At 70.2% G+C, this 24,435-nt stretch carries 22 protein-coding genes; 7 read left to right on the top strand and 15 right to left on the bottom strand.

The window, feature by feature from the left end; genetic code table 11:
• Positions 1 to 42: 42 nt before the first annotated feature.
• Entirely contained in the window at positions 43 to 1,191 is a 1,149-nt protein-coding gene (locus tag J4030_RS06145) for an acyl-CoA dehydrogenase family protein (protein ID WP_208048340.1), read from the bottom strand.
• 49 nt (positions 1,192 to 1,240) lie between these two features.
• A complete protein-coding gene (locus J4030_RS06150; protein WP_208048341.1) occupies positions 1,241 to 2,434 on the bottom strand; it encodes an acyl-CoA dehydrogenase family protein in 1,194 nt (397 codons plus the stop codon).
• Positions 2,435 to 2,536: 102 nt separating this feature from the next.
• On the opposite strand from J4030_RS06150, the gene J4030_RS06155 reads away from it, so the two are divergent.
• On the top strand, positions 2,537 to 3,034 hold the full coding sequence (locus tag J4030_RS06155; protein ID WP_208048342.1) for a DUF427 domain-containing protein: 498 nt from the start codon (positions 2,537 to 2,539) through the stop codon (positions 3,032 to 3,034).
• Positions 3,031 to 3,405: a GntR family transcriptional regulator gene (locus J4030_RS06160; protein WP_307864589.1), complete on the top strand. Its 375-nt coding sequence runs from the start codon at positions 3,031 to 3,033 to the stop codon at positions 3,403 to 3,405. Before J4030_RS06155 ends, J4030_RS06160 begins: the two co-directional genes overlap by 4 nt.
• A 7-nt stretch (positions 3,406 to 3,412) precedes the next feature.
• Here J4030_RS06160 and J4030_RS06165 read toward each other — a convergent pair whose 3' ends face one another.
• From J4030_RS06165 to J4030_RS06205, 9 genes are all read right to left on the bottom strand, one after another.
• Entirely contained in the window at positions 3,413 to 4,666 is a 1,254-nt protein-coding gene (locus J4030_RS06165; protein WP_208048344.1) for an acyl-CoA dehydrogenase family protein, read from the bottom strand.
• 33 nt (positions 4,667 to 4,699) lie between these two features.
• A complete protein-coding gene (locus J4030_RS06170; protein ID WP_208048345.1) occupies positions 4,700 to 6,028 on the bottom strand; it encodes an acyl-CoA dehydrogenase family protein in 1,329 nt (442 codons plus the stop codon).
• 184 nt (positions 6,029 to 6,212) lie between these two features.
• A complete protein-coding gene (gene aceB / locus J4030_RS06175) occupies positions 6,213 to 7,817 on the bottom strand; it encodes a malate synthase A (protein WP_208048346.1) in 1,605 nt (534 codons plus the stop codon).
• A gap of 180 nt (positions 7,818 to 7,997) precedes the next feature.
• Positions 7,998 to 8,948: a glycine betaine ABC transporter substrate-binding protein gene (locus tag J4030_RS18220; RefSeq protein ID WP_208048347.1), complete on the bottom strand. Its 951-nt coding sequence runs from the start codon at positions 8,946 to 8,948 to the stop codon at positions 7,998 to 8,000.
• Positions 8,949 to 8,950: 2 nt separating this feature from the next.
• Complete coding sequence (locus J4030_RS18225; RefSeq protein WP_208048348.1) at positions 8,951 to 9,907, bottom strand: glycine betaine ABC transporter substrate-binding protein; 957 nt, start codon at positions 9,905 to 9,907, stop codon at positions 8,951 to 8,953.
• 69 nt (positions 9,908 to 9,976) lie between these two features.
• On the bottom strand, positions 9,977 to 10,777 hold the full coding sequence (locus J4030_RS06190; protein WP_243762967.1) for an ABC transporter permease: 801 nt from the start codon (positions 10,775 to 10,777) through the stop codon (positions 9,977 to 9,979).
• Complete coding sequence (locus J4030_RS06195; protein ID WP_243762968.1) at positions 10,753 to 11,454, bottom strand: ABC transporter permease; 702 nt, start codon at positions 11,452 to 11,454, stop codon at positions 10,753 to 10,755. The genes J4030_RS06190 and J4030_RS06195 overlap by 25 nt, the downstream gene beginning before the upstream one ends.
• Positions 11,451 to 12,626, bottom strand: coding sequence for an ABC transporter ATP-binding protein (locus tag J4030_RS06200; RefSeq protein ID WP_208048349.1), 1,176 nt, complete (start codon positions 12,624 to 12,626; stop codon positions 11,451 to 11,453). Before J4030_RS06200 ends, J4030_RS06195 begins: the two co-directional genes overlap by 4 nt.
• Before the next feature lie 12 nt (positions 12,627 to 12,638).
• Positions 12,639 to 13,331 carry an IclR family transcriptional regulator gene (locus J4030_RS06205; RefSeq protein ID WP_279538097.1) on the bottom strand — a complete coding sequence of 231 codons (693 nt, stop codon included), beginning with the start codon at positions 13,329 to 13,331 and terminating at the stop codon, positions 12,639 to 12,641.
• A 104-nt stretch (positions 13,332 to 13,435) separates the two neighbouring features.
• On the opposite strand from J4030_RS06205, the gene J4030_RS06210 reads away from it, so the two are divergent.
• The gene (locus tag J4030_RS06210; protein WP_208048351.1) at positions 13,436 to 14,839 is read left to right on the top strand and encodes an aromatic amino acid lyase; all 1,404 of its coding nucleotides are present in this window, start codon (positions 13,436 to 13,438) and stop codon (positions 14,837 to 14,839) included.
• 1 nt (position 14,840) lies between these two features.
• Here J4030_RS06210 and J4030_RS06215 read toward each other — a convergent pair whose 3' ends face one another.
• Positions 14,841 to 15,764 (bottom strand): amidohydrolase family protein, encoded by a 924-nt coding sequence (locus J4030_RS06215; RefSeq protein ID WP_208048352.1) that lies wholly within the window; start codon positions 15,762 to 15,764, stop codon positions 14,841 to 14,843.
• A 57-nt stretch (positions 15,765 to 15,821) separates the two neighbouring features.
• Here J4030_RS06215 and J4030_RS06220 point away from each other — a divergent pair, with 57 nt between their 5' ends.
• The 4 genes from J4030_RS06220 (at position 15,822) to hemW (ending at position 21,054) form a co-directional block, all read left to right on the top strand.
• On the top strand, positions 15,822 to 17,102 hold the full coding sequence (locus tag J4030_RS06220) for an MFS transporter (protein ID WP_208048353.1): 1,281 nt from the start codon (positions 15,822 to 15,824) through the stop codon (positions 17,100 to 17,102).
• 113 nt (positions 17,103 to 17,215) lie between these two features.
• A complete protein-coding gene (lepA, locus tag J4030_RS06225) occupies positions 17,216 to 19,063 on the top strand; it encodes a translation elongation factor 4 (protein WP_208048354.1) in 1,848 nt (615 codons plus the stop codon).
• A gap of 48 nt (positions 19,064 to 19,111) precedes the next feature.
• A complete protein-coding gene (gene trmB, locus J4030_RS06230) occupies positions 19,112 to 19,798 on the top strand; it encodes a tRNA (guanosine(46)-N7)-methyltransferase TrmB (protein WP_307864590.1) in 687 nt (228 codons plus the stop codon).
• Between the two features lie 11 nt (positions 19,799 to 19,809).
• Entirely contained in the window at positions 19,810 to 21,054 is a 1,245-nt protein-coding gene (gene hemW, locus J4030_RS06235; protein ID WP_208048356.1) for a radical SAM family heme chaperone HemW, read from the top strand.
• A 54-nt stretch (positions 21,055 to 21,108) separates the two neighbouring features.
• Here hemW and nadC read toward each other — a convergent pair whose 3' ends face one another.
• From nadC to nadA, 3 genes are read right to left on the bottom strand one after another with little or no spacing between them, the layout of a single operon-like run.
• Positions 21,109 to 21,993: a carboxylating nicotinate-nucleotide diphosphorylase gene (gene nadC / locus J4030_RS06240; RefSeq protein ID WP_208048357.1), complete on the bottom strand. Its 885-nt coding sequence runs from the start codon at positions 21,991 to 21,993 to the stop codon at positions 21,109 to 21,111.
• Positions 21,990 to 23,432, bottom strand: coding sequence for an L-aspartate oxidase (locus J4030_RS06245; protein ID WP_208048358.1), 1,443 nt, complete (start codon positions 23,430 to 23,432; stop codon positions 21,990 to 21,992). The genes nadC and J4030_RS06245 overlap by 4 nt, the downstream gene beginning before the upstream one ends.
• Positions 23,432 to 24,412 carry a quinolinate synthase NadA gene (gene nadA / locus J4030_RS06250; protein ID WP_307864591.1) on the bottom strand — a complete coding sequence of 327 codons (981 nt, stop codon included), beginning with the start codon at positions 24,410 to 24,412 and terminating at the stop codon, positions 23,432 to 23,434. The genes J4030_RS06245 and nadA overlap by 1 nt, the downstream gene beginning before the upstream one ends.
• Between the last annotated feature and the right edge of the window lie 23 nt (positions 24,413 to 24,435).

Genomic DNA, 24,435 nt, shown 5'->3' on the forward strand with positions numbered 1-24,435 from the left:
ATCGCTGTGTGCCCGAGGCGTCCTCTTCGTGCGCTGTCGAGGTCAGCTCCGTACGACGGTGGGTGCGGTCAGCGGCGAGTCGGACTTCAGGACCCGGCGGCGGGCGGCGGCGACTCCGCCGTACGACTGCTCGATCGAGGTGAGGCGAGCCGCATAGTGGCTGATCGGGGTCTCGAAGGTCATTCCGATGCCGCCGTGCAGCTGCACGACCTCCTCGGCGACCACCCGTGCGGCGTGGGCGATGTAGACGAACGCGTCGTCGGCGGTCGCGTCGACGTCGGTGTCGTCGGTCTGCGCGTCCCGTTCGAGGCTCGCGGTGGCCCACAGCGCGACCGAGCGAGCGAGTTCGACCTCGGCGTAGAGATCGGCGGCGCGGTGCACCAGAGCCTGGAACGTCGACAGCGGCACCCCGAACTGCTTGCGCGACTTCAGGTAGTCGACCGTCACCTTGCTCGCGCGGTCCATCAGGCCTACGGCCTCGGCGAGCACCGCGATGCGGGCACGGGCGACCGCGGCGTCGAAGGTGCGACGCGCTTCGTCGCCGGAACTGCCCAGCAGGGTGGCGGGCGTCCCCTCGAAGGCGACCCGTGAGACCCGGGTCCAGTCGGCCGTGCGGCCGTCCGTGCGGGTGATGCCCTCGGCGTCGCCGTTCACCAGGTAGACGCCGAAGCCGGCGTCGCCGGACGCGGTGACGAGCAGCCACTTGGCCTGATCGGCGTGTGCCACAGCGGTCTTCGTGCCGGAGAGGGTGACCTTGTCGCCGTCGCCGTCGCCGGTCGCGGTGGTGGACGGCGCGGCGTCCCAGACCCGGCCGGGCTCGGAGTGCGCGACCGCGGCGATCGCCTCACCGGAGGCGAGAGCGGTAAGCACCTCGTCCGGCGCCGACCCGCTCGCGGCGAGCAGCCACGACGGCAGGTAGACCCCGTCGAGGAACGGCTCGATGGCGGCGTTCTGGCCGAGCGCGTAGAGCGCGGCGTAGACCTCGCCCGCGCCGGCGTCCAGGCCGTCGTGCTCCTCGTCGATGGTGAGCGCACTCGCGCCGATCTCTGCCAGGGTCGAGAAGAGCTTCTCGTCCCAGCCGACGTCGCTGGCGGCAGCTTTCCCGCGGAACTCCGCGGTGTACTTGCGTGCCAGGGCATCGTCGATGCTCTCGGCGAAGGCTTCCTGGTCTTCGTTCAGTGTCAGATCCATCAGATGCTCTCGTTCGTCGTGTCGAAGGGGGCTGCCGGGGTCCTGCGGGTCACAGACCCAGGACCGCCTTGGCGATGACGCCGCGCTGGATCTCGTTGGAACCACCGAAGATCGACAGCTTGCGCATGTTGAGGTACTGCAGGGCGGCCGTGCTCGCGGCGTGCTCGCTGCTCAGGCCGACCGGGGTGCCGTCGGTGCCCTCGGTGTCGCCGACGAGCACGGAGTCGGTGCCGCCGGCATCCAGCCGCAGGGCGGTGAGGCTCTGCAGCAGTCGGGTGCCCTCGAGCTTCAACAGCGAGGACGCCGGGTCGGGCTTGCCGTCCGCGGAGGCGCCCGCGACGCGCAGCTGGGTCGCCTCGAGCGCGAGCAGCCGCATCTTGGCGGTGTGCAGCTGCGCGCGGAAGTCCGGGTCCTCGGCGAGGGTGCCCTCTTCGACGTCGGTCTCCTTGGCGGCGTCGACCAGCTCGGCGAAGACCCGCTGGCTGGTGCCCACCTGGGCGATCCCGTTGCGCTCGTTGCCGAGCAGGAACTTGGCGTAGGTCCAGCCCTTGTTCTCCTCGCCGACCAGGTTCGAGACCGGCACGCGGACGTTGTCGAAGAAGAACTCGTTGACCTCGACGCTGCCGTCGATCAGCTTGATCGGGCGACGCTCGATGCCGGGGGTCTGCATGTCGACCAGGATGAACGAGATGCCCTGCTGCTTGCGCTCCGCGCCGGGGTTGGTGCGGGCGAGCAGGAACATCCAGTCGCCGTACTGGCCGAGGGTGGTCCAGGTCTTCTGTCCGTTGATGACGTACTCGTCACCGTCGCGGATCGCGGTGGTCTTGAGGCCAGCGAGGTCCGAGCCCGCCTCGGGCTCGGAGAATCCCTGCGACCACCAGATGTCGAGGTTGGCCGTGGCCGGGAGGAACTTCTCCTTCTGCTCCTGGCTGCCGAACTCGGCGATGATCGGTCCGACCATGCTCACGTTGAACGCCAGGGGAGTGGGGACGGCGGCACGCTGCAGTTCCGAGACGTAGATGTTCTGCTGGGTCGCGCTCCACTTCTTGCCGCCCCACTGCGTCGGCCAGTGCGGAACGGCCAGCCCGTGCTCGTGCAGGATCCGCTGGCTCGTCACGATGTCCTCGCGGCTGATCTGCCCTCGCACCACGCGCTCGCGGATCTCGGCGGGCACCTTCTCGTAGAAGACGGTGCGCAGTTCGTCGCGGAACTGCTGCTCCTCGGGTGTGTATTCCAGATCCATCGGGGTCCTTCCAGGGTTGATCCAGCGTGACGGTCTCTCCCCGCAGCATCTCACTTCCCGTACGCGCCGGTAGCATCACCCAGGGGCAGGACGGAGCGTCGGATGAACAGAGCACGCAGGGTTGCACCGGGACCAGGGCAGGAATCGGTGTGGGACTACCCGCGACCGCCGCGGGTCGAAGCCACCGACGAGCTGGTAGAGGTGGATCTGGGCGGGGCCACCATCGCGAGCAGTCGCGCCGCCGTACGCGTGCTCGAGACCAGTCACCCGCCCACCTACTACCTGCCCGCCACGGACTTCGCCGATGGCGCGCTGCACCCCACCGACGGCTCGTCGTTCTGTGAGTTCAAGGGTGTGGCCGCGTACTTCGACCTGGTCGGCGGGGGCTCCACGGCGCGCCGCGCCGGGTGGACCTACCCCGACCCCAGCCCGGGATTCGAAATGCTGCGCGGCTACGTCGCGGTCATGCCGGGTCTGGTGCAGGAATGCCGCGTCGACGGCGAGCGCGTCGACGCGCAGGCCGGGGGTTTCTACGGCGGCTGGATCACCGGCCGTGTCGTCGGCCCGTTCAAGGGCGAACCGGGGACGATGGGGTGGTGAACCCGGACCTGCGCATCGACCCGGAGGACGCGACCGCGCCGTACGAGCAGATCTGCCGGCAGATCGCCGCCGGGTCGAACGACGGCACCCTGCCCGTCGGCACCAAGCTGCCGACGGTGCGTGGGCTCGCCGAGCAACTCGGGGTGGCGCCGGGCACGGTCGCCAAGGCCTACACCCGGTTGGAGCAGTCCGGCCTGATCGAGACGCGCGGCCGGGCCGGCACCTTCGTCAGCTCCTCCGGCGATCGGTCGCAGGCGGAGACGGCCGCCGCCGCGGCGGAATTCGCGGAACGGACGCGCCACCTCGGCCTCGACCAGGACACGCTGCTGGCGGTCGTCCGCGCGGCCGTCAGCAACGTGCACTCCCGCTGAGCGCGACCTACTTCAGCTGGCTGGAGGACAGGCCGAGCAGCCGCCGGGCCACGATCAGCAGCTGGATCTGCTGGGTCCCCTCGAAGATGTCCAGGATCTTGGAGTCCCGCGCCCACTTCTCGAGCAACTCGGTCTCCGCGTAGCCGCTCGCGCCGGCGAGCTCGACGCACGCGAGCGCGACGTTGACGCAGGTGCGCCCGGCCTTCGCCTTGGCCATCGAGGCCTGCATCGAGTTGGGCTTGCCGTTGTCGGCCATCCACGCGGCGCGCAACGCCAGCAGGTACGCCGCCTCGTAGTCGGCCTCCATCTGGATCAGCCGGGTCGCGGCATACGGCTGGGCCGTGAGCGGCGCGTCGACGTCCGGTACGACGCCCTCCTTGGCGAGCAGCTCGGTCGTCAGGTCCAGGCAGGCCCGGGTCAGACCACAGGCCATCGCGGCGACCAGCGGACGGGTGTTGTCGAAGGTCTGCATGACCCCGCCGAAGCCGCCCTCGGTGCGGATCTCCGGGTCACCCAGCAGGTCGCGGGCCGGGACCCGGCAGTCCTGGAGCAGGAACGCCGCCGTGTCCGAGGCACGGATGCCGAGCTTGTGCTCCAGTCGCACCAGCTGCAGGCCGGGATTGCTGGTCTCGACCACGAAGGACTTGATGGCCTGCTTGCCGAGCGAGCGGTCCAGCGTTGCCCACACCACGACCAGGTCCGCACGGGATCCGGCGGTGACGTAGATCTTCTCGCCGTTGAGGACGTACTCGTCACCGTCCTTGATCGCGGTGGTGCGGATCGCGCCTGAGTCCGAACCGGCTTCCGGCTCGGTGATCGCCATCGCGGCCCAGCGGTTGCCGTACCGCTCCTTCTGCTCATCGCTGGCGACCGCTGCGATCGCCGCATTGCCGAGGCCCTGGCGGGGGATCGAGAGGGTGAGGCCGACGTCGCCGCGGCAGGTCTGCATGATCGACAGCACCGACGACAGGTTGGCGCCGTTCTTGTTGGGCTTGCCCAACCGATCGTTGCGACCGGACCCGACACCCGCGGGTGCCGTGTCGGTGTCCTTGACCTGGGCCGACCCGCGCGCGCCGGCGCCCTGAGTCGCACCGGAGTCGGACATCCCGTCCAGCAGCGCGGACAGCAGGTCGAGCTCGGTGGGGTACTCGTGCTCGGCCAGGTCGTACTTGCGGCTGATCGGGCGGAACATGTCGTCCGCCAGCGATGCCGCCTGGGTGAGCAGCGGCCGGAACTTCTTGGGGACTTCCAGATCAATCACGATCGATCTCCTGTCGTCGAGTCTCGGGCCGGGTCAGACCAGCAGGGTGCCCTCGAGCACCCCGGCACCGCGCAGGTCGCGGTACCAGCGTTCGTTGTCGTACTCCTTGACGAATCCGTGTCCGCCGAGCAGCTGCACGCCGTCTGACCCGACGCGGGTCAGGTAGGTGGAGGTGAGGGCGCGCGCGTGGGCGACGGACGCTCCGGCATCGCGGCCGGCATCCAACTGAGCGGCGGCCCGCCACACGACGAGCCGCAGCGCGTCGACCTCGATCGCGGCGTCGGCGACCGTGAACGCCACGGCCTGCCGCTGCGCGATCGGCTCGCCGAACGCGGTCCGCTCGACGGTGTACGTCGTCAGATGGTCGACCACGGCCTGCCCGGTGCCGACGGCTGCTGCCGCCCAGGCCAACCGGGCGCGGCGTACGGCGTCGACCACGTCGGCCGAGGTGCCGAGCAGGTTGCCCGCCGGGACGCGTACGCCGGCCAGGTGCAGTCGCCCGGTGGCCGCGGCGCGCAGACCCATTGCCGGATCGTCGGACGTGGTGAGGCCGTCGGTGCCGGGCTGCACCACGATCAGACGGGGTTCGTCGTCCAGCAGCGCGGACACGATGAACAGGTCCGCGCTCGCGGCGCCGACGACGAGCGACTTCTCTCCATCGATCACGAGGTCGTCGCCATCGGTGCGAGCGACCGTGCGCGGCTTCAGCGGGTCGAAGAGCGGCTGCGGCTCGGTCATCGCGAGGGCGCCGGAGGCCGGGTCGTCCTCATCGGTGAACGGCGGCAGGAAGGTGGCCTGCTGGGTGGAGCTCCCGTAGTTGACGAGGGCGTTGGCGACGGCGGCGGAGGACATGATGGCCACGGCCAGCCCCATGTCACCGCGCGCGAGCTCTTCGATGACCAGGGCGCTGGTGACCGCCGAGGCCTCCTCGGCGACGCCGCCCAGGTCGGTCGGGACGCCGACGAGCGTCAGGCCCATCGACGCGGCCTGCCGACGGACCTCGTCCGGCACCGCGCGGTCGGTGTCAGCCTGCCCGCCGGCGGGGCGGATGACCTCGTCGGCGAGTTCGCGGGCCGCCTCCTGGATCATCTCCTGGTCCTCGGACGGCGTGAGATCGAACTCGCGCCGCGGCGTGCGGTGCTCCGGACGGGTGGCCGCACCCGACCCCGGCTTGCGGGTGAATGCCTTGCCAGCGGCCGTCTGGGCCTTGAAGCCGTGCTGCGCACCCTTGTAGAGGATGCGCTCGACCTTCGAGCGCAGGGAGGGGTTCTTCATGGCCTCGAGACCGCCGGCGCGGGCGATCAGGCGCAACCCGAATGCCTGGCCCTTGTCGGCAAGGCTCGGTTTGGAGTGCGTACTCATGGCGCGACGCTCCTTCGGGACGAGTGGTCTTTAGTTTCCGGTGAGTAAAGTTAGCCTACTCGATAACTGGTACGCGCGGTACCGGAAACACGACGTACCGCGTAATTCCTCCGCCCGCACCAACGCGAGACCGCCCGACCAGGTGATGGTCGGGCGGCCTGCTCATGCGGTGAGGCGGACGGCGTCAGGGCATCCGCTCGTACGCCGGCAGGGTGAGGAAGTCGGCGTACTCATCGGCGACGGCGACCTGCAGGAAGGTCTCCTTGGCCGCCTCGTAGTCGGCCGGGTCGCCGGGCAGGCCGGCGATGACCTCGTCGACGATCTGTTGCACCCATTCCGCGGTGATGAGCGTGCCCGAGTCGGCCGTGGTGACGCCGTTCTTGATCTGCTGCCAGATCTGCGAACGGGAGATCTCCGCGGTCGCCGCATCCTCCATCAGGTTGTGGATGGCCACGGCGCCTCGACCGGTCAACCAGCTGCGCAGGTACTGCAGCGCGATGTCGATGTTGGAGCGCAACCCGGCCTCGGTGACGTCGCCGGGTGTGGAGCGCACGTCCAGCAGTGCCGCGGCGTCGACCGACACGTCCTCGCGGGTCTTGTCCAGCTGGTTGGGCTTGCCGCCCAGCACCTGCTCGAACACCTCGAAGCAGGTCTTGACCATCGCGGGGTGCGCCACCCACGACCCGTCGAAGCCGTCGTTCGCCTCGCGGGTCTTGTCGGCGGTGACCTTCTCGTACGCCGCGGTGTTGGTCTCCTCGTCCTTGCTCGGGATCTGCGCGGCCATGCCGCCCATCGCCGACGCGCCGCGCTTGTGGCAGGTACGCACCAGCAACTCGGTGTACGCGCGCATGAACGGCACGGTCATCGTCACGGTGTTGCGGTCCGGGACGATGTAGTCGGCGCCGCGGGTGCGATAGGTCTTGATGACCGAGAACAGGTAGTCCCACCGGCCGGCGTTCAGGCCGGAGGAGTGCTCGCGCAGCTCGTAGAGGATCTCCTCCATCTCGAACGCCGCGGGGAAGGTCTCGATCAGACAGGTGGCCCGGATGGTGCCCTGCGGGATGTCGAGGAAGTCCTGACCCAGCACGAAGGCCCGATTCCAAAGCCGCGCCTCCTTGTGGCTCTCCATCTTCGGCAGGTAGTAGTACGGCCCGTGCCCGCGGTCGATCTGCTTCTGGCCGCAGGCCGTCAGGTAGAGCGCGAAGTCGACCAGGGACCCGGAGGTCTGCTCTCCGTCGACCAGGATGTGCTTCTCCGGCAGGTGCCAGCCCCGCGGCCGCACGATGATGGTCGGCTGCTGCTCGAACGGCACGACCTTGTAGTCCTTGCCCTCGGCGCTGGTGAAGTCGAGGGTGCCGTCGATGGAATCCATCAGATTGAGCGGGCCCTGCACGACGTTGCCCCACATCGGGGTGTTGGCGTCCTCCTGGTCGGCCAGCCATGCGCGGGCGCCGGAGTTCAGCGCGTTGATGGTCATCTTTGCGTCGGTCGGACCGGTCATCTCGACCCGGCGGTCCTCCAGCCCCGGCGCGAGGGGCGCCACCTTCCAGCTGTCGTCCTCGCGCACGCTGCGGGTCTCGTCGAGGAAGCCCAGGTCGGTGCCGGCGGCCACCTGCGCGACCCGAGCGGTCCTCGCCTGCAACGCGGTGAGGCGGTCGGCGTTCAACTCACGGTGCAGTCGCGCGATCAGCTCCAGGGCCCGCGGGGACAGGATGACGTCGTAGCGCTCCTGCAACGGTCCCGTCACCTGCACGCCGTCGGGCAGCTGAAGAGTGGGTGCGTCGGACATCGATCCTCCTGGGAAGGCCATCGGGTCGGCGCTCGCGGCGTCGCGAACGTCGTCGGTCCGCCGAAGGTTACCAGCCAGTAACATTCGGCTGCGTCGGCTACGCCATTGTGCATGAACGCCGTGTGCCGCCACGTCCAGGACGAGGCGGCACACGATCGCAACGGCCGTGGGTCGAGAAGATCAGCCCTTCTTCGCCAGGTCGGCGATGGAGACCAGGTGGTACTTCTGGGCCGTCGCCTTGGTCACCATGACCGAGTCGTTGTCCTGCGCCTGCGCCGGAGTCAACGCCACGATGGAGGAGGGCAGCGCCTTCTTCAGCGCGGCCATCACCTCGGCAGTGCTGGAGGCGCTGGTCGAGTTGTCCAGGTAGCTCGCCAGGGCGCCGTTGTACTCCGGGAACATGTTGATCGATCCGGCCTTCAGTGCCGGGTAGTACTTCTCGCGGCTGCCGATGTTGAACTTGTCGGTCACCTTGGCTCCGGCGCTCGCCAGCGCTTGGGAGTAGAGGTTGCCGAGGACGACGCTCTCCGGGAAGTTCGAGGAACCGACGCTGAGCGAGACACCGCTGGCCTTGCCCGGCATGTTGATCGGGTTCTTCGCCAGGAAGGCCTTCGCGACCGCCGCCGGGTCCTCCTTGTCGGTGATGGCCTGGGAGACCATGTCGACCAACGCCTGCTGCGACAGCTTCGCCGACACCGCGTTGAGCACCGCCTCGACTCCCGGCGTCGCCTTGCTCTTGGTCACCAGCGGAGTGATGTTCTGCGCCGCGAAGTTGTTCTTCGGATCCTTCAGCGAGACGAACCCGTACTTCTTGATCGACGGGTCCGTGCTGAAGATGTCGGCCGCGTCGATCTGACCGTTCACCAGAGCGCCGACGGTGACGGGGCCGCCGGTGTCGGTGACGGTGTACTTGCCGAAGACAACGCCGTAGTTCTTCTTCAGCCCCGGGAGGCCGTTGGCGCGGGTCTTGAACTCGGCGGAGCCTCCCATGATGAGCTTCGAAGCGACGGTGCCGCTGCTGCCCGATGTGGCGCCGTTGCTGCTCCCGGTCTTCGAGCTGTCCTTGCCGCACGCGGCCAGGCCGAGGCCCAGCCCGACCACTACGACGATGCTGATGCTGCGTCTGATCATGGTCAGCCCTTCTTCGCAAGGTCCGCGATGGACACGAGCTTGTACTTGTCGGCGGTGGCCTTGGTCACCACGATCGCGTCGCTGTCCTGGGCCTCGGCGGGCTTGAGCGCGACGATGCTCGAGGGCAGGGCCTTGGCCAGGGCGGTGTCGACGGCGGCCGTGCTCGCCTCGGTGGCCCCCTGCTGCAGATAGCTGAGCACGGCGCCGTTGTACTCCGGGAAGACGTTGATCGACCCGGACTTGAGTGCCGGGAAGTACTTCTCGCGGCTGCCGATGTTCAGCTTCGTCGACACCTTGGCGCCCGCGCTCTTCAGCGCTTCCGCGTAGATCTCGGCGAGCACGACGTTCTCCGGGAAGTTGGCGGAGCCCACGGTGAGCGAGGCGCCGCTCGCCTTGCCCGACATATTGACCGGGTGCGCGGACAGGAAGCTCTTGGCGACGGCATCGGGGTCCTTCTTGTCCGTGACCGCCTGGGTGACCAGGTCACGCAGGGCCGCGGTGGACAGGCTGGCGGAGATCGCGTTCAGCACCGCCTGCACCCCGGGAGTCGCCTTGGACTTGCTCACGAGCGGGACGATGTTCTGCGCCGCGAAGTTGTGCTTGGGGTCGGTGAGCACCACGAAGTTGTTCGCCTTGATCGACGGGTCGGTCGTGAAGATGTCGGCCGCGTCGACCTGGCCGTTCTTCAGCGCGCCGATGGTCACCGGGCCACCGGTGTCGGTGACGGTGTACTTCCCGAAGGCGACGCCGTAGTTCTTCTTCAGCCCGGGGAGCCCGTCGGCCCGGGTCTGGAACTCGGCCGGACCGCCCATGATCAGCTTCGAGGCGATGGTGCCTGCCGCAGCACTGCCGCTGGCGCTGCCGCTACCAGTGCCGGTTTTCGAGCTGTCCTTGCCGCACGCGGCGAGGCCGAGGCCGAGGCCGGCGACCGCGACGATGCTGATGGTGCGCTTGATCATCTGTGCTCCTGTGGTGAAGTGCTTGCTGGTGAATTGATCTGTATCTCGACGGTGCCGGTCCGTGGACCCTCAGACAGTTACCCCCGCCTCGTCGACGGCGGCCACCCGGGAGTCGGCCTCGCCCGCGGCACCGCGGCGCCGGTCCGCGCGCTTGGAGAACCGTCCGCTCACCCCGGGCGAGACGAGGATGCGCTGGATGGCTGCCAGGAGCAGGTCGACCAGCAGGGCGAGCAGGGCGACGAGGACGCCACCGCCGATCATCTGCGGGAAGTCGCGCTGGGCGAGACCGTCGTAGATGAACCGGCCGAGTCCGCCGAGCGGCACGAAGGACGCGATGGTGGCCGTGGCGATGAGCTGGAGCGCGGCGGAGCGCACCCCGGAGATGACCAGGGGCAGGGAGTTGGGAAGTTCCACCTTGAGCAGCACCTGACCGCCCTTCATCCCCATCCCGTAGGCCGCGTCCCGCACGGCGGGATCGACGTTCTCCACACCCGCGTAGGTGCCGGCGAGGATGGGCGGGACTGCGAGCAGCATGAGGACGATCTCGGTCGGAATGATGAATCCCGCCTGGGTGCGGCCGTGGAAGTGCGGCGAGATGATCACCACCAGCAGGATCAGCAGTCCGATGCTCGGGATCGAGCGGATGGCGTTGGCGAGGGAGACGGCCGAACCGCCCCTGCCCGTGTGGCCGATGAGCAGGCCCAACGGGACGGCGATCAACATCGCGATGAGCAGCGCGATGCCGACGTAGGAGATGTGCCGTTCCAGCTGGGTGACGATGCCGTCGGTCGTCCCCGTTCCGCGCCAGTGCGACGGATCGTTGAGCCAGGTGATGACGTTGCCGATCATCCTCGGGCCGCCCGTCGCCATGGCGTGAGCCCTCGGCCGGCCAGGATCACCAGTGCATCCAGCGCCAGCGCGAGGATCACGCAGAGGACCAGGCCCAGCACGATGGGCGGGTAGTACGGACTCGTGCCGGAGGACAACTGGTAGCCCGTCGTGAAGAGGTTGCCGAGGTTCTGGAAGCCGATGGTGCCGGCGATCGCCACAATGCTGACGTTGGACACGACGGCCACCCGCAGGCCGGCGGTGATCACGGGCACGGCGATCGGCAGGTCGACCTTGAGGAGGCGGGCCAGCGGGGTGAAGCCGATAGCGGTGGCCGCCTGGCGGGTGTCCTCACTGACCGAGCCGAGCCCGTCGGCGACGACCCGCACCAGCAGCGCCACCGAATACACCGTGAGGGCGATCGGCACCTGCAGTTCCGAGAGCTGGTCGAGATGCAGCAGCGGCGGAATCAGCACGAAGAGTGCGATCGACGGGATGGTGTAGAGCAGCCCGGAGACGGTCATGATCGGCGGGTAGCTCCACGAGAACCGGTTCGAGAGCCACCCGAGCGGCAGCGCGATGACCAGGCCCAGGACGACCGGTACGACCGAAAGCCACGTGTGGGACCAGAGCAGCTGCAGGTCCGCGCTGCGGTGGTCCATGAAGTAGCTCCAGAAGCTGAGCGGCGAGGAGCTCACCTCATTCGCGAAGCCGCTCATGCCGGACCCTTCTGCAGGACGGCCGCGGTGGCGCCGGATGTGCCCTGGGTGCCGGTGCCGGTGCCGGTGTCGCCATCGGCACCTGCCGGGCCGGGCTCGCTCTTGATGAGCTGCACGACCTCGTCGAGCTGGGCACTGCCGAGCAGTCGGTGGTTCTCATCGACCACCACGCCCCGACCGGACGGCGAGGACAGACAGGCGTCCAGCGCCGCGCGCAGCGATCCACCCTGTGTCGCCAGCGTCCCGCCTCGGTAGAGCAACTCCTCGGTGACCTCGCGTCCGGCGGTCTGCTCGACGTTGATCCAGCCCTGCGGGTGCGCCTCCCCGTCGACCGCGAGCAGCCACTCGGCCGCCTCGGACGCTGCCGGGGCCGTCTCGCCCATCCGCACGGTGGGTTCCTCGTGGTGCGGCAGCTCGTGCCCCTCGCTGAATCCCAGGGCGCGGTAGCCGCGGTCGCGCCCGACGAACCCGGCGACGAACGCGTCGGCGGGTCGGGCGAGCAGGTCGGCCGGCGTCGCGAGTTGCGCCAGATGCCCACCGACCCGCAGGACGGCGATCCGGTCGCCGAGCTTGATGGCCTCGTCGATGTCGTGCGTGACGAAGACGATGGTCTTGCCCAGGTCGTCCTGCAGGCGCAGGAACTCGTCCTGCAACTGCTCGCGCACCACCGGGTCGACGGCCGAGAACGGCTCGTCCATCAGCATCACCGGCGGATCGGCCGCGAGTGCGCGGGCGACTCCGACGCGCTGCTGCTGTCCGCCGGACAGCTGTGCGGGGTAGCGCTTGGCGAAGCCGCGGTCCAGGCCGACCCGCTCCAGCAGGTCCATGGCGTCGCTACGCGCCTTCTTCCTGTCGGTGCCGAGCAGCAGCGGCACGGTCGCGACGTTGTCGACGATCGTGCGATGGGGGAAGAGACCGGCATGCTGGATGACGTACCCGATCCGGCGCCGCAACTCGTGGGTGGCGATCGTGGAGGTGTCGCGGTCGTCCAACCAGATGGAGCCCTGGGTGGGCTCGATCATCCGGTTGATCATCCGCAGGCTGGTGGTCTTGCCGCAGCCCGACGGGCCGACGAAGACGGTGATCTTGCCGGTCTCGGCGGTCAGGTCGAGAGAGTCCACGGCGACGGTCCCGTCGGGATATCGCTTGGTGACGTTGTCGAAGCGGATCATGCGCAATCTCTCCTAGGTGCCGAGCTGGACTTCGAGACGGTGCGCTGCTTCTGCAATCACAGCACCGCAGTGTGACAACGCGCTGTCGGTCAACCGGTAGGACGGACCGAGGATGGTGACGGCCGCGACGATCCTGTCCTGCGACCGGACCGGGGAGGACACCGCCGTGATGTCGGGCTCCAGCTGTCCGCGGGTGGCGAGGTAGCCCTCCGGCGTCGATTCGCCGGCGAGCGCGGCGCGGACGGCGTACGCGTCCAGCCCCACCTCCCGGCCGATCCACGAGCTGTGCCGAATGGGCCAGGTGCCCTCGTGCGCCGCGGCGTAGACCGCTGTCCTTCCGGGGCCGGGCAGCGCGAGGTAGGCGGATTCGCCGGTCGCGTCGACGACGCCCGCGAGCGCCGGACGGCTCAGCGCGACGAGGCGGTGGCTGCTGAGGGCACGCGTCCCGATCTGCACCATCCGGGGTCCCGCGCCGAAGCTTCCATCGGGGTCGCGAGTGACGAAGCCGGAGTTCTCGAGGGTGCGCAGGAGCCGCAGGGCGGTGCTGGCGGGCAGTGCCGTGCGTCGGGCGCACTCGGTGAGGGTCAGGGACGGCTCGCCGCACACCTCCGACAACAGCGCCATCGCTCGATCGACGGCGCGCGTCGATGACGCGGGCGCCACGGAGGCGGTCCGGCCGGCAGGGGACAACAGTTTCCATTCCATAGCAGCGCGTTTTCGTTAGGCGGTAGCCTGACACCTTTTCTTCCCGTGTGGGAGACCCTGCCGGACGCGCCGCCCGGCGGGGGACGGTGCGAGAGGCTGTGGGCGTGGAACTGACCTCTGCAGGGTTGCGCATCGGTGACATCGTGCGCATCGCGATGGATCACGAATCGTTTACTGTCACAAGAGAAGTCGGCGACCGAGTGGCCGCCGGTGCGGCCCTCGCAGAGCGGCTGGCCGCCCAGCGCCCGGTCTACGGCCGCTCGACCGGGGTCGGTGCCAACAGGTCCGTCCCTGTCCAGGATCCGGACGGCCAGCTGGCCCGGGTGCTGCGCTCGCACGCCACCTCGCTCGGCCCGCCCCGCGCCGCGGTGCGTGTGCGGGCGATGGTCGCCGTGCGGATCGGGCAGCTGGCGGCCGGTGGCAGCGGCCTCAGCCGGGTCGCGTTCGACGCCCTGCTGGACATGCTGAACGCGGACACCCTTCCTGCCGTGCTCGAGCGCGGCAGCATCGGTACCGGTGATCTGAGCGCCCTGGCCACGGTGGGTTTGTCGTTGCTGGACCACCCCGCGGGCCCCCGGGTCCGACCGGGCGACGCGCTCGCTCTGATCTCCAGCAACGCCGCGGCGATCGGGGACGCTGCGCTCGCGATCCACCGGCTCGAGATGCTCGCTCGAGCGGCGGTGCCGATCGCCTCACTCACCCTGCGGGCGGTGCACGGCAACGTCGAGCCGTTCGGGCCGGCCGTCGAACGGGCCACCCCGTTCCCGGGCGCCCGGCGGGTCTGCATCGCCATGCGGCAGGTGCTGGACGACGACGGGTACGCGGATCCGCCGGCCCGGATCCAGGACCCGTTCGGACTGCGGGCGATGCCACAGGGCCACGGCGCGTTGCTGGACGCGCTCGACCGTGCCGCCCACGTCGTCCAGGCGATGGCGAACGCGCCGAGCGAGAACCCGGTCTTCGACGAGCACACCGGGGTCACCCATCACGGAGCGTTCCACGCCGCGTACCTCGCGCAGGCGCTCGAGGGCCTGCTCGGTGCGCTGGTGCAGGCGGCCCAGCTGGGGCTCGGTCGGACGACGATCCTGGCGAGCCCCGGGCTCACCGGGGCCACGGCGTTCCTCGCCGACGGCACGCCCGGCGCGTCGGGCACGATGCTGGTGGAGTTGGTCGCGGCGTCGGCGCTCGCGCGGTTGCGCTCGTTCGCCGCTGCGGCAGCCGGCACTGGCACGGTCACCCTGTCGCGCGGGCTGGAGGACGACGCGAGCTTCGCCTCCGTCGTGGCGGTCGACGCGCTCGCCGCCGGGGACGCCTACCAGGACCTGCTCGCCGCCGAGCTGCTCACCGCCGCTCGCGCGCTCACCCTCACCGATCGGCTGCCGCCCTGGTCGCAGCTCCTGTCGATGCGGCCCGGTCTCGCTCAGCCGGAGGACCGTGACCTGACGGCGGATCTGCAGGCGGCGAGCCGTGTGGTGCCCGACCTGGTGCACCGCCTACGGAGCCGCTGAGTCAGGGGGCCGCGACGCCGAGGAGCCGCGCGGGATTGTCGTGACAGAACGCGCGCCGCTCGGCGTCGGTCAGCCGCGGGTCGGCGATCCGATCGAACGGCTCGGCGTACGGGCGGTCACTGCCCAGGACGATGGCACGTGGGCCGAGGGCCGCCCGGAGCGCATCCACGCCGAGTCGCCCGTAGGACGAGGTGTCCACGAAGAGATCGTCGTCGGCGCGGGCGGTGGCCCGGGCGCGCACCGCGAACCGCTCGATGGACAGCGGCGCGAGGCCCGCTCCGGCGACGAAGCAGATGCGCAGATCCGGCAGGAGCACGCGGCCGACCGCCTGCCATGCCCACCAGGCGGCCTGCTGCGCGGCCGGATACTGCACCACCGCGGGCCACCAACGCGGGCAGTCGGTTTCGGGCAGCGCCTGCACCGGGCCGGGATGCACGAGCACGGGGCGCCCGGCGAGCTCGGCGCGGCGCAGCAGTGGCGCCAGAGCCTCCAGGGCGGCGGGAGTGTCCATCGAGTGGGCGCCTACCTGCAGCCCCGCGATCCGCCTCATGCCGAGCAACCGGTCCACCTCGGCCAGGTCCGGCGCGTGGGTCGGGGCGGCGGCCCACCCGAGGAACGGGGCGCCGAGCTCCACGACCCCGGTGTGCCAGGCGCTGAGCAGGGGAGCGGCCTCGTCCGGGGGCAGCGCCTCCACACCGAGCGGGGTGGACATCGACAGCGCCACGACGGCGCGGTCGGAATCGGCCGCGCGCCGCACCTCGACGTCGTGTGCCGCGGGGTCGACCTCGTACGGCGCTTCGTACGACGTGTGCAACGTCCAGCCGCGCAGCATCGGCGCAGTGGAACGACGGCGCAGCTGCTCGATAAACTCCGGCGGCCACAGGTGCTGGTGGACGTCGATGCCCCCGGTGGGCCGTTGCGTCATGAGGACATCCTGCAGGTGGTGGCGAGCGATTTCGGCTGCGCCCTCGGGAGGAGCACCATGGTGACAGTGACCGACACCCTCCCCGCCTCCACCGCGAACGACGCGGTGTCGCCCTCGGACGGCGCTGCGTCGACGCCTGCCACCGGGACGCTGCACGGTTTCGCGCTGCACGCCGCCCTCGCGTCCATGGCGCTGGGCGGTTTCGCGATCGGCACCACCGAGTTCGTCACGATGGGGCTGCTCCCGCAGATCGCGCAGGGGGTCCACGTCGGCATCCCGCAGGCCGGACACGTGGTCTCGGCGTACGCGCTCGGCGTCGTGGTGGGGGCACCGACCATCGCGACCCTCGCGGCGAAGCTGCCGCGCAAGGGTCTGCTCATCGCTCTGATGATCGCGTTCGCCGTCTTCAACACGGCGTCCGCGCTCGCGCCGAACTTCGGCACGCTGCTCGTCGCGCGTTTCCTGTCCGGGGTGCCGCACGGAGCCTTCTTCGGCATCGCCTCCGTGCTGGCCGCCGGGCTGGTTGACAAGGAACGCCGCACCTGGGCCGTGGCGATGATCCTGTCCGGATTGACCGTCGCGAACATCATCGGGGTGCCCGCGTCCACCCTCATCGGCCAGGACCTCGGCTGGCAGTGGCCCTACGCCGGGGTCGGGGTGATCGCCGCTCTCACTGCGTTCGCCGTGTGGCGGTGGGTGCCACGCCAGCGCGCCGACGCGGGCGCGACCGCCGGGTCGGAGCTGGCAGCGCTCCGGCTGCCGCAGGTGTGGCTCGCGCTCGGGATCGGGACGGTGGGATTCGGTGGGATGTTCGCCACGTTCTCCTACATCGCGCCGACCCTGACCCACCTGACGGGGGTCCACGACAACGTCGTACCGCTCTTCCTGGTCTGTTACGGCGTGGGGATGACGACCGGCGCGTTCGCCAGCGGCCGGCTCGCCCGCATCGGACTGTTGCGCGGGATCCTGCTCTCGCTCGTCCTCATCACCGTGCTGCTCCTGGCCTTCGGACCGATGGTGCACACGGTGGCGGGCGCGGTGGCTGCGGTCTTCCTGCTCGGGTTCGTCGGGACGCTGCTGGTGCCGATGCTGCAGACCCGGCTGATGGACGTCGCGCATGACGGTCAGGCGCTCGCCGCGGCGCTCAACCACTCCACGCTCAACCTGGCCAACGCCCTCGGCGCCTGGGTCGGGGGACTGGTGCTGTCGCAGGGCCTCGGCTACGAGTGGCCGAGCCGGGTCGGGGCGTTCCTCGCGGTCGGCGGCATCGCCATCGCCGCGGTGTCGGCGGTCGCCGGGCGGCGTACGGCGCGCAACGCCGCAGCCGCAGCCGCCTGAATCCATCCTTCGGGGGTCGGATCGGTGCCGACGGACGTGTCCGCGGACCGTGGGAGAATGGACGTTCCGCCGCACTTCTCCGCTATCCCCTGAGGACCCCACACGTGTCACCCATGGCCCGCACCGCGCTGCAGCCTGCCGCGACGCCGCCGGACCTGATCCGCAACTTCTGCATCATCGCCCACATCGATCACGGCAAGTCAACCCTGGCCGACCGGATGCTCCAGATCACCGGTGTCGTCGACGACCGGGCGATGCGCGCGCAGTACCTGGACCGGATGGACATCGAGCGCGAGCGCGGGATCACCATCAAGAGCCAGGCCGTGCGGATGCCCTGGGAGGTGGACGGGACGGCGTACTGCCTGAACATGATCGACACCCCCGGCCACGTCGACTTTACGTACGAGGTGTCGCGGTCGCTGGCGGCGTGCGAGGGCGCGGTGCTGCTGGTGGACGCGGCGCAGGGCATCGAGGCGCAGACCCTGGCCAACCTCTACCTGGCCATGGAGAACGACCTCACGATCATCCCGGTGCTCAACAAGATCGACCTGCCGGCCGCACAGCCGGAGAAGTACGCAGAAGAGCTGGCCGGGCTGATCGGCTGCGAGCCCTCGGACTGCCTGCAGGTCTCCGGCAAGACCGGTGTCGGGGTCGAGCCGCTGCTGAACCAGATCGTCGGCCAGCTGCCGGCGCCGACCGGCAACGCCGACGGGCCGGCCCGGGCGATGATCTTCGACTCGGTCTACGACACCTACCGCGGCGTCGTCACCTACGTGCGGGTGGTCGACGGCAACCTGCGACCGCGCGAGCGCATCACGATGATGTCGACCAAGGCGACCCACGAGTTGCTCGAGATCGGTGTCATCTCACCGGAGCCGAAGCCCGCCCAGGGTCTCGGAGTGGGCGAGGTCGGCTACCTCATCACCGGGGTGAAGGACGTGCGCCAGTCGCGCGTCGGTGACACCGTGACCAGCTCGCGCAACGGCTCCGTGCAGGCGCTCGGTGGATACCGCGACCCCAAGCCGATGGTGTTCTCCGGGCTCTACCCCATCGACGGGTCGGACTACCCGATCCTGCGTGACGCGCTCGACCGGCTGAAGCTGAACGACGCCGCGCTCGTCTACGAGCCGGAGACGTCGGTGGCGCTCGGCTTCGGTTTCCGGATCGGCTTCCTCGGCATGCTGCACCTGGAGATAGTGCGGGAGCGCCTCGAGCGGGAGTTCGACCTCGACCTCATCTCGACCCTGCCGAGCGTGGTCTACGACGTGACCCTGGACGACGGGCGCGTCGAGGTCGTCACCAACCCGAGCGAGTTCCCGGAGGGCAAGGTCGCCTCGATCACCGAGCCCGTCGTGCGCGCCACGATCCTCGCGCCGAGCGAGTTCATCGGCGCGATCATGGAGCTGTGTCAGACCCGTCGCGGCACGCTGCGCGGGATGGACTACCTCTCACCCGAGCGGGTCGAGATGCGCTACACGCTGCCGCTGGCCGAGATCGTCTTCGACTTCTTCGACGCCCTGAAGTCCAAGACGCGCGGATACGCCTCGCTGGACTACGAACCCGACGGCGAGCAGGTGGCGGACCTCGTGAAGGTCGACGTGTTGCTGCAGGGCGACATGGTCGACGCGTTCAGCACGATCGTGCACCGCGACAAGGCGTACGCGTACGGCGTGATGATGGCCGGCAAGCTGAAGGACCTCATCCCACGCCAGCAGTTCGAGGTGCCGATCCAGGCCGCCATCGGCGCCCGGGTCATCGCGCGCGAGACCATCCGCGCCATCCGCAAGGACGTGCTCGCCAAGTGCTACGGCGGCGACATCAGCCGCAAGCGCAAGCTGCTGGAGAAGCAGAAGGAGGGCAAGAAGCGGATGAAGATGGTGGGCTCGGTGGAGGTGCCGCAGGAGGCCTTCATCGCCGCGCTCTCCCAGGATTCCTCTGCCACGGAGAAGGCGAAGAAGTAGGTGTCGCAAGGTAGTTCGCCGGAGACGGTCACCGACGACGATCGCAGGGTGGCGGCCACCAATCGGTCGTTCACCCGGCGCGGCGGTCGGATGCCGCCGCGGCACCATCGGGCGCTCGAGACGCACGGGCCGGCGTACCTGCTGTCCCCGCCGATCGAGGGCACCAGCGTGGCGGCCGGCTTCGTGCTCGATCTGCCGGCCGCGTTCGGGCGCACGGCGCCGCTGGTCGTCGAGATCGGATCGGGCTCCGGCGACTGCGTGGTGGCGGCCGCCGCCCAGCACCCGGAATGGGACTTCCTGGCGGTCGAGGTCTGGCGTCCTGGGATCGCCCAGACCCTCGCCAAGGCCGCCCAGGCCGACGTGACGAACCTGCGGGTGCTGCGCGCCGATGCCGCCGGCGTGGTCGCGACGGCGCTGCCGCCGGGGAGCGTGGACCAACTCTGGACGTTCTTCCCCGACCCGTGGCCGAAGGCCAAGCACCACAAGCGCCGGCTGGTCGACCCGATGTTCGCGGTCGACGCCGCGCGTGTGCTGCGGCCCGGTGGCCTGTGGCGACTCGCGACCGACTGGGAGGACTACGCCGAGCAGATGCGGGACGTGCTGGGTAAGGCTCCCGGGTTCGCGTCGGGTGCGGAGTACGGCGACCGGTTCGACGGGCGGGTGATGACCCGGTTCGAGCGCAAGGGACTCGAGGCCGGGCGCGCGGTGCGCGACATCGTCGTACGACGCGACTGAGGCGGCCCGCTGTGCCCAGTGCCCTGCCGGACGGCGAGCCCGTCCCCACCGACGGATCCCTGCCGGCGTCGGCCCTCGCCGACGTCGCGCGCCGGCAACTCGGCATCTACCTGCACGTGCCGTTCTGCCGGGTGCGCTGCGGCTACTGCGATTTCAACACCTACACCCTGACCGAGCTGGGAGCACCGGGGCAGGGAGCGGGGGTGAGTTCCTATGCCGACACGGCGTTGGCCGAGCTCGACCTCGCCGAGCGCGTTCTGCGCGCCGGTGGTGAGATCCCTGCGGTGACAACAGTGTTCGTCGGTGGGGGAACCCCCACGATGCTTGCCGCGGGCGATCTGGTGCGGATGGTCGACGGAGTGCGCGAACGCTTCGGACTCGCGCCGGACGCCGAGGTGACGACGGAGGCCAACCCCGACACCATCACCCCCGAGGTGGCGCGCACGCTCGCCGCGGGCGGTTTCACCAGGATCAGCCTGGGCATGCAGTCCGCGGTGCCGCACGTGCTGGCGACCCTGGACCGCACCCACGATCCGGCCAACGTCGAGCGGGCGGTGGCGTACGCGCGCGAGGCGGGGCTGCAGGTCAGCCTGGATCTGATCTACGGGACACCGGGGGAGTCGCTGCAGGACTGGCGACGCAGCCTCGACGCCGTGGTCGCGCTGACGCCGGACCACGTGAGCGCGTACGCCCTCGTGGTCGAACAGGGCACCAAGTTGGCGGCGCAGGTGCGGCGCGGCGTCGTGCAGATGCCGGCGGACGACGACGAGGCGCTCAAGTACGAGGTAGCTGACGAGGTCCTCGGCGCTGCCGGGTACGGGTGGTACGAGATCAGCAACTGGGCGGCTCGCCCGGACGCGCGCTGCCGGCACAACGAGAGCTACTGGCGCGGCGACGACTGGTGGGGCGTCGGTCCCGGCGCGCACAGCCACGTCGGCGGAGTGCGCTGGTGGAACGTCAAGCACCCCACGGCGTACGCCGGTCGGCTGGGCGACGGGGTCTCGCCGGGGGCGGGCCGCGAACTGCTCACCGACGAGCAGCGCTACGACGAGACGGTGTTGCTGGGTGTCCGCCTCGTCGACGGGCTTCCGTTGGATGCTCTTGCACCGCAGGGTCGCACGGCGGTGGCGGGGTTGATCTCCGACGGGCTGGTCGAGCCCGCGGCGGCGGTCCGACGGGCTGATCGGCGCGTCGTGCTCACCCTGCGGGGTCGCCTGCTCGCCGACACCGTCGTACGCCGCCTGCTCGGTTTCTGACCCGGTTGTCAGCGTCCTCGTGGTGGTGGCGCCACGAAAGCGCGGACAACCGCTCTACGCGGTGCGCAGGTCGAGCCCGAAGTCCAGCTCGGTGACGCTGTGCGTGAGGGCGCCGACCGAGATGACGTCGGGACCGGCCTCGGCCAACGCACGGACCGACTCCTCGGTCACCCCGCCGGAGACCTCGACCGTCACCGGGGCGGGATGGTCCCGGACCAGCGCGACTCCTTCGGCGATCCGGTCGGGGCCCATGTTGTCCAGCAGCACGGCGTGCACCACGGGTGCGTGACCCGATCGCAGGCGGTCGGCGTCGAAGGCCAGGACCTGACGCAGCTGGTCGAGATCGTCGACCTCGATCTCGACGCGCGTGAGATGGCCGGTGTGCTCGGCGAGCCGTGTCAGCACCTGTGAGAGGCCGCCGCCGAGCCCGATGTGGTTGTCCTTGACCAGGATCGCGTCGAAGAGCCCGAACCGGTGATTGACGCCGCCACCATCTCGCACCGCCTGCTTCTGAAGTGCCCTCAGACCGGGTGTCGTCTTGCGGGTGTCGGCGATCCGCGCTCCGGTGCCGTCGAGCAACCGCACCAGGCCTGCCGTGCGCGTGGCGATGCCACTGAGGTGGGACAGCAGATTCAGACCGACGCGCTCACCGGTCAGGATCGACCGCGCACTGCCGTGCACCGTGGCCACGACCTGCCCGGAATGCACGTCCGTGCCGTCCGGGGCGCTCCATTCGACCTCCAGTCGAGGGTCGACGAGGTCGAATGCCGTGTCGACGCAACCTGATCCGGACAGCACCCCGACCTGGCGCGCCACGACGTACGCCGTGCCGACGGCGTCCGGCGGGACCGTAGCCTGCGTAGTGATGTCGCCGACCCCTCCGAGATCCTCTTCAAGTGCGCGCCGGATCAGCTCGACGAGGGCGAGGTCGGTGCTCACGCAGCGCTCCCCGCGGCCCTCGTGTCGACCCGTCGGTGGGCGCCGATGCTGCGCGGATCGGCGAGTGCCGCACGGGCGATCAGCCACCCGACGTACGCCGCGTCATCGTGGGTCCATTCGTCCAGCACGTCGACGGCCGCGCGCAGGTCATGCGCGGTGCGCAGCACCCCGCAGCCGCGCTGCAGGATGTCCCGTACCTCCCGCAATGGAGGGGTGGGCCGGCCGGCGGCGGCGCGAAGCCCCGATCGATCGGCCTGGGGCACGTCGCCACCTGCTCGCCAGCTGTCTCCGGTCAGGTCGGCGGCCGCGGCCTCACCGCTCACGACCGCTTCGAGCAGCGAGTTGGAGGCCAGCCGGTTGCCACCGTGCAGGCCGGTGCGCGCCACCTCGCCGACGGCCCACAGGCCGGGCACGCTGGTGCGCGACCGGGCGTCCACGGTGACCCCACCCATCGCGTAGTGCACGGCGGGCGCGACCGGCAACCGATCGAGCGCGAGGTCCAGGCCCGCGGATTGCACCAGCGCGGCCACGGCCGGGAAGCGGGCGGCCACCTGGGGCACGTCGCGGGCGTCCAGCATCACGCGCCGGCCCGCCTGGGCCTGCTCCCAGACCGCGGCTGCGACGACGTCGCGGGGCTGCAGCTCGTCGACGAACCGGACACCGTCCGCGAGCAGCACGGCCCCGGCGCCGCGCAACGCCTCGGTCAGCAGCGGCATCGGGTCGAGGCCGACGTCGAGGGCGGTCGGGTGGAACTGCACGAAATGCAGGTCGTCGGTGCGGGCGCCGACCCGTGCCGCCATCGCGATGCCCTCGCCGAGCGCCGTCCGCGGGTTGGTGGTGTGCGCGAAGAGCCCGCCTAGTCCGCCGGTCGCGAGCACCACCCGGTCCGTGTCGATCCCCTCCTCGGTGCCGGAGGCGTCCCGCAGCACGAGGCCCGCGATCCGGCCGTCGGCGTCGAGGACGAGGCGGCGGGCGTTCAGGCCCGTGCGGACCTCGACGCTGTCCAGCGTGGCGACGTGCTCGGCGACCGTGCGGGTGATCGCGGCGCCGCTGCGGTCGCCGGCGTGCGCGATCCGCCGCCGCGAGTGGCCACCTTCGAGCGCAAGGTCGAGTGCCTGTCCGGCAGAGACGTCGAACGGCACCCCCAGCGCGTGCAGCCGGCGTACGACGTCGGGGGCGGCCGCCGTCATGCGCGCGATCGTGTCGGTGTCGCCGAGGTCGGCACCTGCCCGCCGGGTGTCGACGGCGTGCAGTTCGGGGGAGTCGTCGTCGCCGATCGCCGCGGCAATCCCGCCCTGTGCCCACATGCTGGCCGCGCCGCCGGTGAGGTCGTCGGGCGTGACCAGGATGCAGCGCTGCGGTGCGAGCGCCCGGGCCACGGTGAGACCGGCGAGCCCGGAGCCGACGACGACCGGGGTGCTCTTCGTCGGGTTGATCATCAGGAGACCGCCAGCATGCGCTCGATCGAGGTCGTGGCCGCCTCCGCCAGCGACGGGTCGACCGTGATCTCATGCCGGCCGTGCTCCAGGGACGCGCGGATGGCCGCGAGGGTGTTGCGCTTCATGTGCGGGCACAGGTTGCACGGGCGCACGAAGTCGATGTCCGGGTGCCCCGCCGCGACGTTGTCCGACATCGAACACTCAGTGATGAGAGCGACCTTCGGCGGCCGGTGCTGTTCGACGTACGCCTGCATGTCGGCGGTCGAACCGGCGTAGTCCGCGGCCTGCACGACCTCGGGAGGGCACTCGGGGTGGGCGAGGACGACGACGCCCTCGTTGCCCTGGCGGATCTCGGCGATGTCCAGCGGCGTGAACCGCTCGTGCACCTCGCAGGCTCCGGGGTGGGTGATGACCTCGACGCCGGTGCGAGCGGCGATGTTCCGCGCGAGGTACTGGTCCGGGATCATGATGACCTTCTTGACGCCGAGCGACTCGATGACCCGGACGGCGTTGCCCGAGGTGCAGCAGATGTCGCTCTCCGCCTTGATCGCGGCTGAGGTGTTGACGTAGGTGACCACCGGGACGCCGGGGTGCTCCGCGCGCAGCGCGCGAACCTGCTCGGGGGTGATGCTCTCGGCCAACGAGCAACCCGAGCGCAGGTCCGGCAGCAGCACCCGCTTGGCGGGGTTGAGCAGCTTGGCAGTCTCGGCCATGAAGTGCACACCCGCCAGCACGATGGTGCCCGCGCGCACGTGCTGCGCTTCGCGTGCCAGGGCGAGGGAGTCGCCGACGATGTCCGCGACGCCGTGGAAGATCTCGGGCGTCATGTAGTTGTGCGCCAGGATCACCGCGTCGTGCTCGACCTTGAGCCGCTCGATCGCCTCGATGTCGTCCTCGAACGTCGCCCACTCGACCTCGGGGATGACGTGCCGCACCTTCTCGTACGTCGCTGTGGTCATCTCGGTGCCTTTCGCAGTCACGATGCAGGGGTAATGCTCCCAGT

Origin of the sequence: Allobranchiibius sp. CTAmp26 (genome assembly GCF_017565405.1) — a bacterium.
GTDB lineage: Bacteria > Actinomycetota > Actinomycetes > Actinomycetales > Dermatophilaceae > Allobranchiibius.

Excerpts from the sequence above, each read along its gene's own strand:
- J4030_RS06200 (WP_208048349.1), bottom strand. The coding sequence starts at position 12,626 with ATGATCCGCTTCGACAACGTCACCAAGCGATATCCCGACGGGACCGTC.
- J4030_RS06150 (WP_208048341.1), bottom strand. The coding sequence starts at position 2,434 with ATGGATCTGGAATACACACCCGAGGAGCAGCAGTTCCGCGACGAACTG.
- J4030_RS06245 (WP_208048358.1), bottom strand. The coding sequence starts at position 23,432 with ATGATCAACCCGACGAAGAGCACCCCGGTCGTCGTCGGCTCCGGGCTC.
- J4030_RS06170 (WP_208048345.1), bottom strand. The coding sequence starts at position 6,028 with ATGAGTACGCACTCCAAACCGAGCCTTGCCGACAAGGGCCAGGCATTC.
- J4030_RS06190 (WP_243762967.1), bottom strand. The coding sequence starts at position 10,777 with ATGGCGACGGGCGGCCCGAGGATGATCGGCAACGTCATCACCTGGCTC.
- lepA (WP_208048354.1), top strand. The coding sequence starts at position 17,216 with ATGGCCCGCACCGCGCTGCAGCCTGCCGCGACGCCGCCGGACCTGATC.
- J4030_RS06155 (WP_208048342.1), top strand. The coding sequence starts at position 2,537 with ATGAACAGAGCACGCAGGGTTGCACCGGGACCAGGGCAGGAATCGGTG.
- J4030_RS06220 (WP_208048353.1), top strand. The coding sequence starts at position 15,822 with ATGGTGACAGTGACCGACACCCTCCCCGCCTCCACCGCGAACGACGCG.
- J4030_RS18220 (WP_208048347.1), bottom strand. The coding sequence starts at position 8,948 with ATGATCAGACGCAGCATCAGCATCGTCGTAGTGGTCGGGCTGGGCCTC.
- J4030_RS06205 (WP_279538097.1), bottom strand. The coding sequence starts at position 13,331 with ATGGAATGGAAACTGTTGTCCCCTGCCGGCCGGACCGCCTCCGTGGCG.
- J4030_RS06195 (WP_243762968.1), bottom strand. The coding sequence starts at position 11,454 with ATGAGCGGCTTCGCGAATGAGGTGAGCTCCTCGCCGCTCAGCTTCTGG.
- J4030_RS06145 (WP_208048340.1), bottom strand. The coding sequence starts at position 1,191 with ATGGATCTGACACTGAACGAAGACCAGGAAGCCTTCGCCGAGAGCATC.
- J4030_RS06215 (WP_208048352.1), bottom strand. The coding sequence starts at position 15,764 with ATGACGCAACGGCCCACCGGGGGCATCGACGTCCACCAGCACCTGTGG.
- aceB (WP_208048346.1), bottom strand. The coding sequence starts at position 7,817 with ATGTCCGACGCACCCACTCTTCAGCTGCCCGACGGCGTGCAGGTGACG.
- J4030_RS18225 (WP_208048348.1), bottom strand. The coding sequence starts at position 9,907 with ATGATCAAGCGCACCATCAGCATCGTCGCGGTCGCCGGCCTCGGCCTC.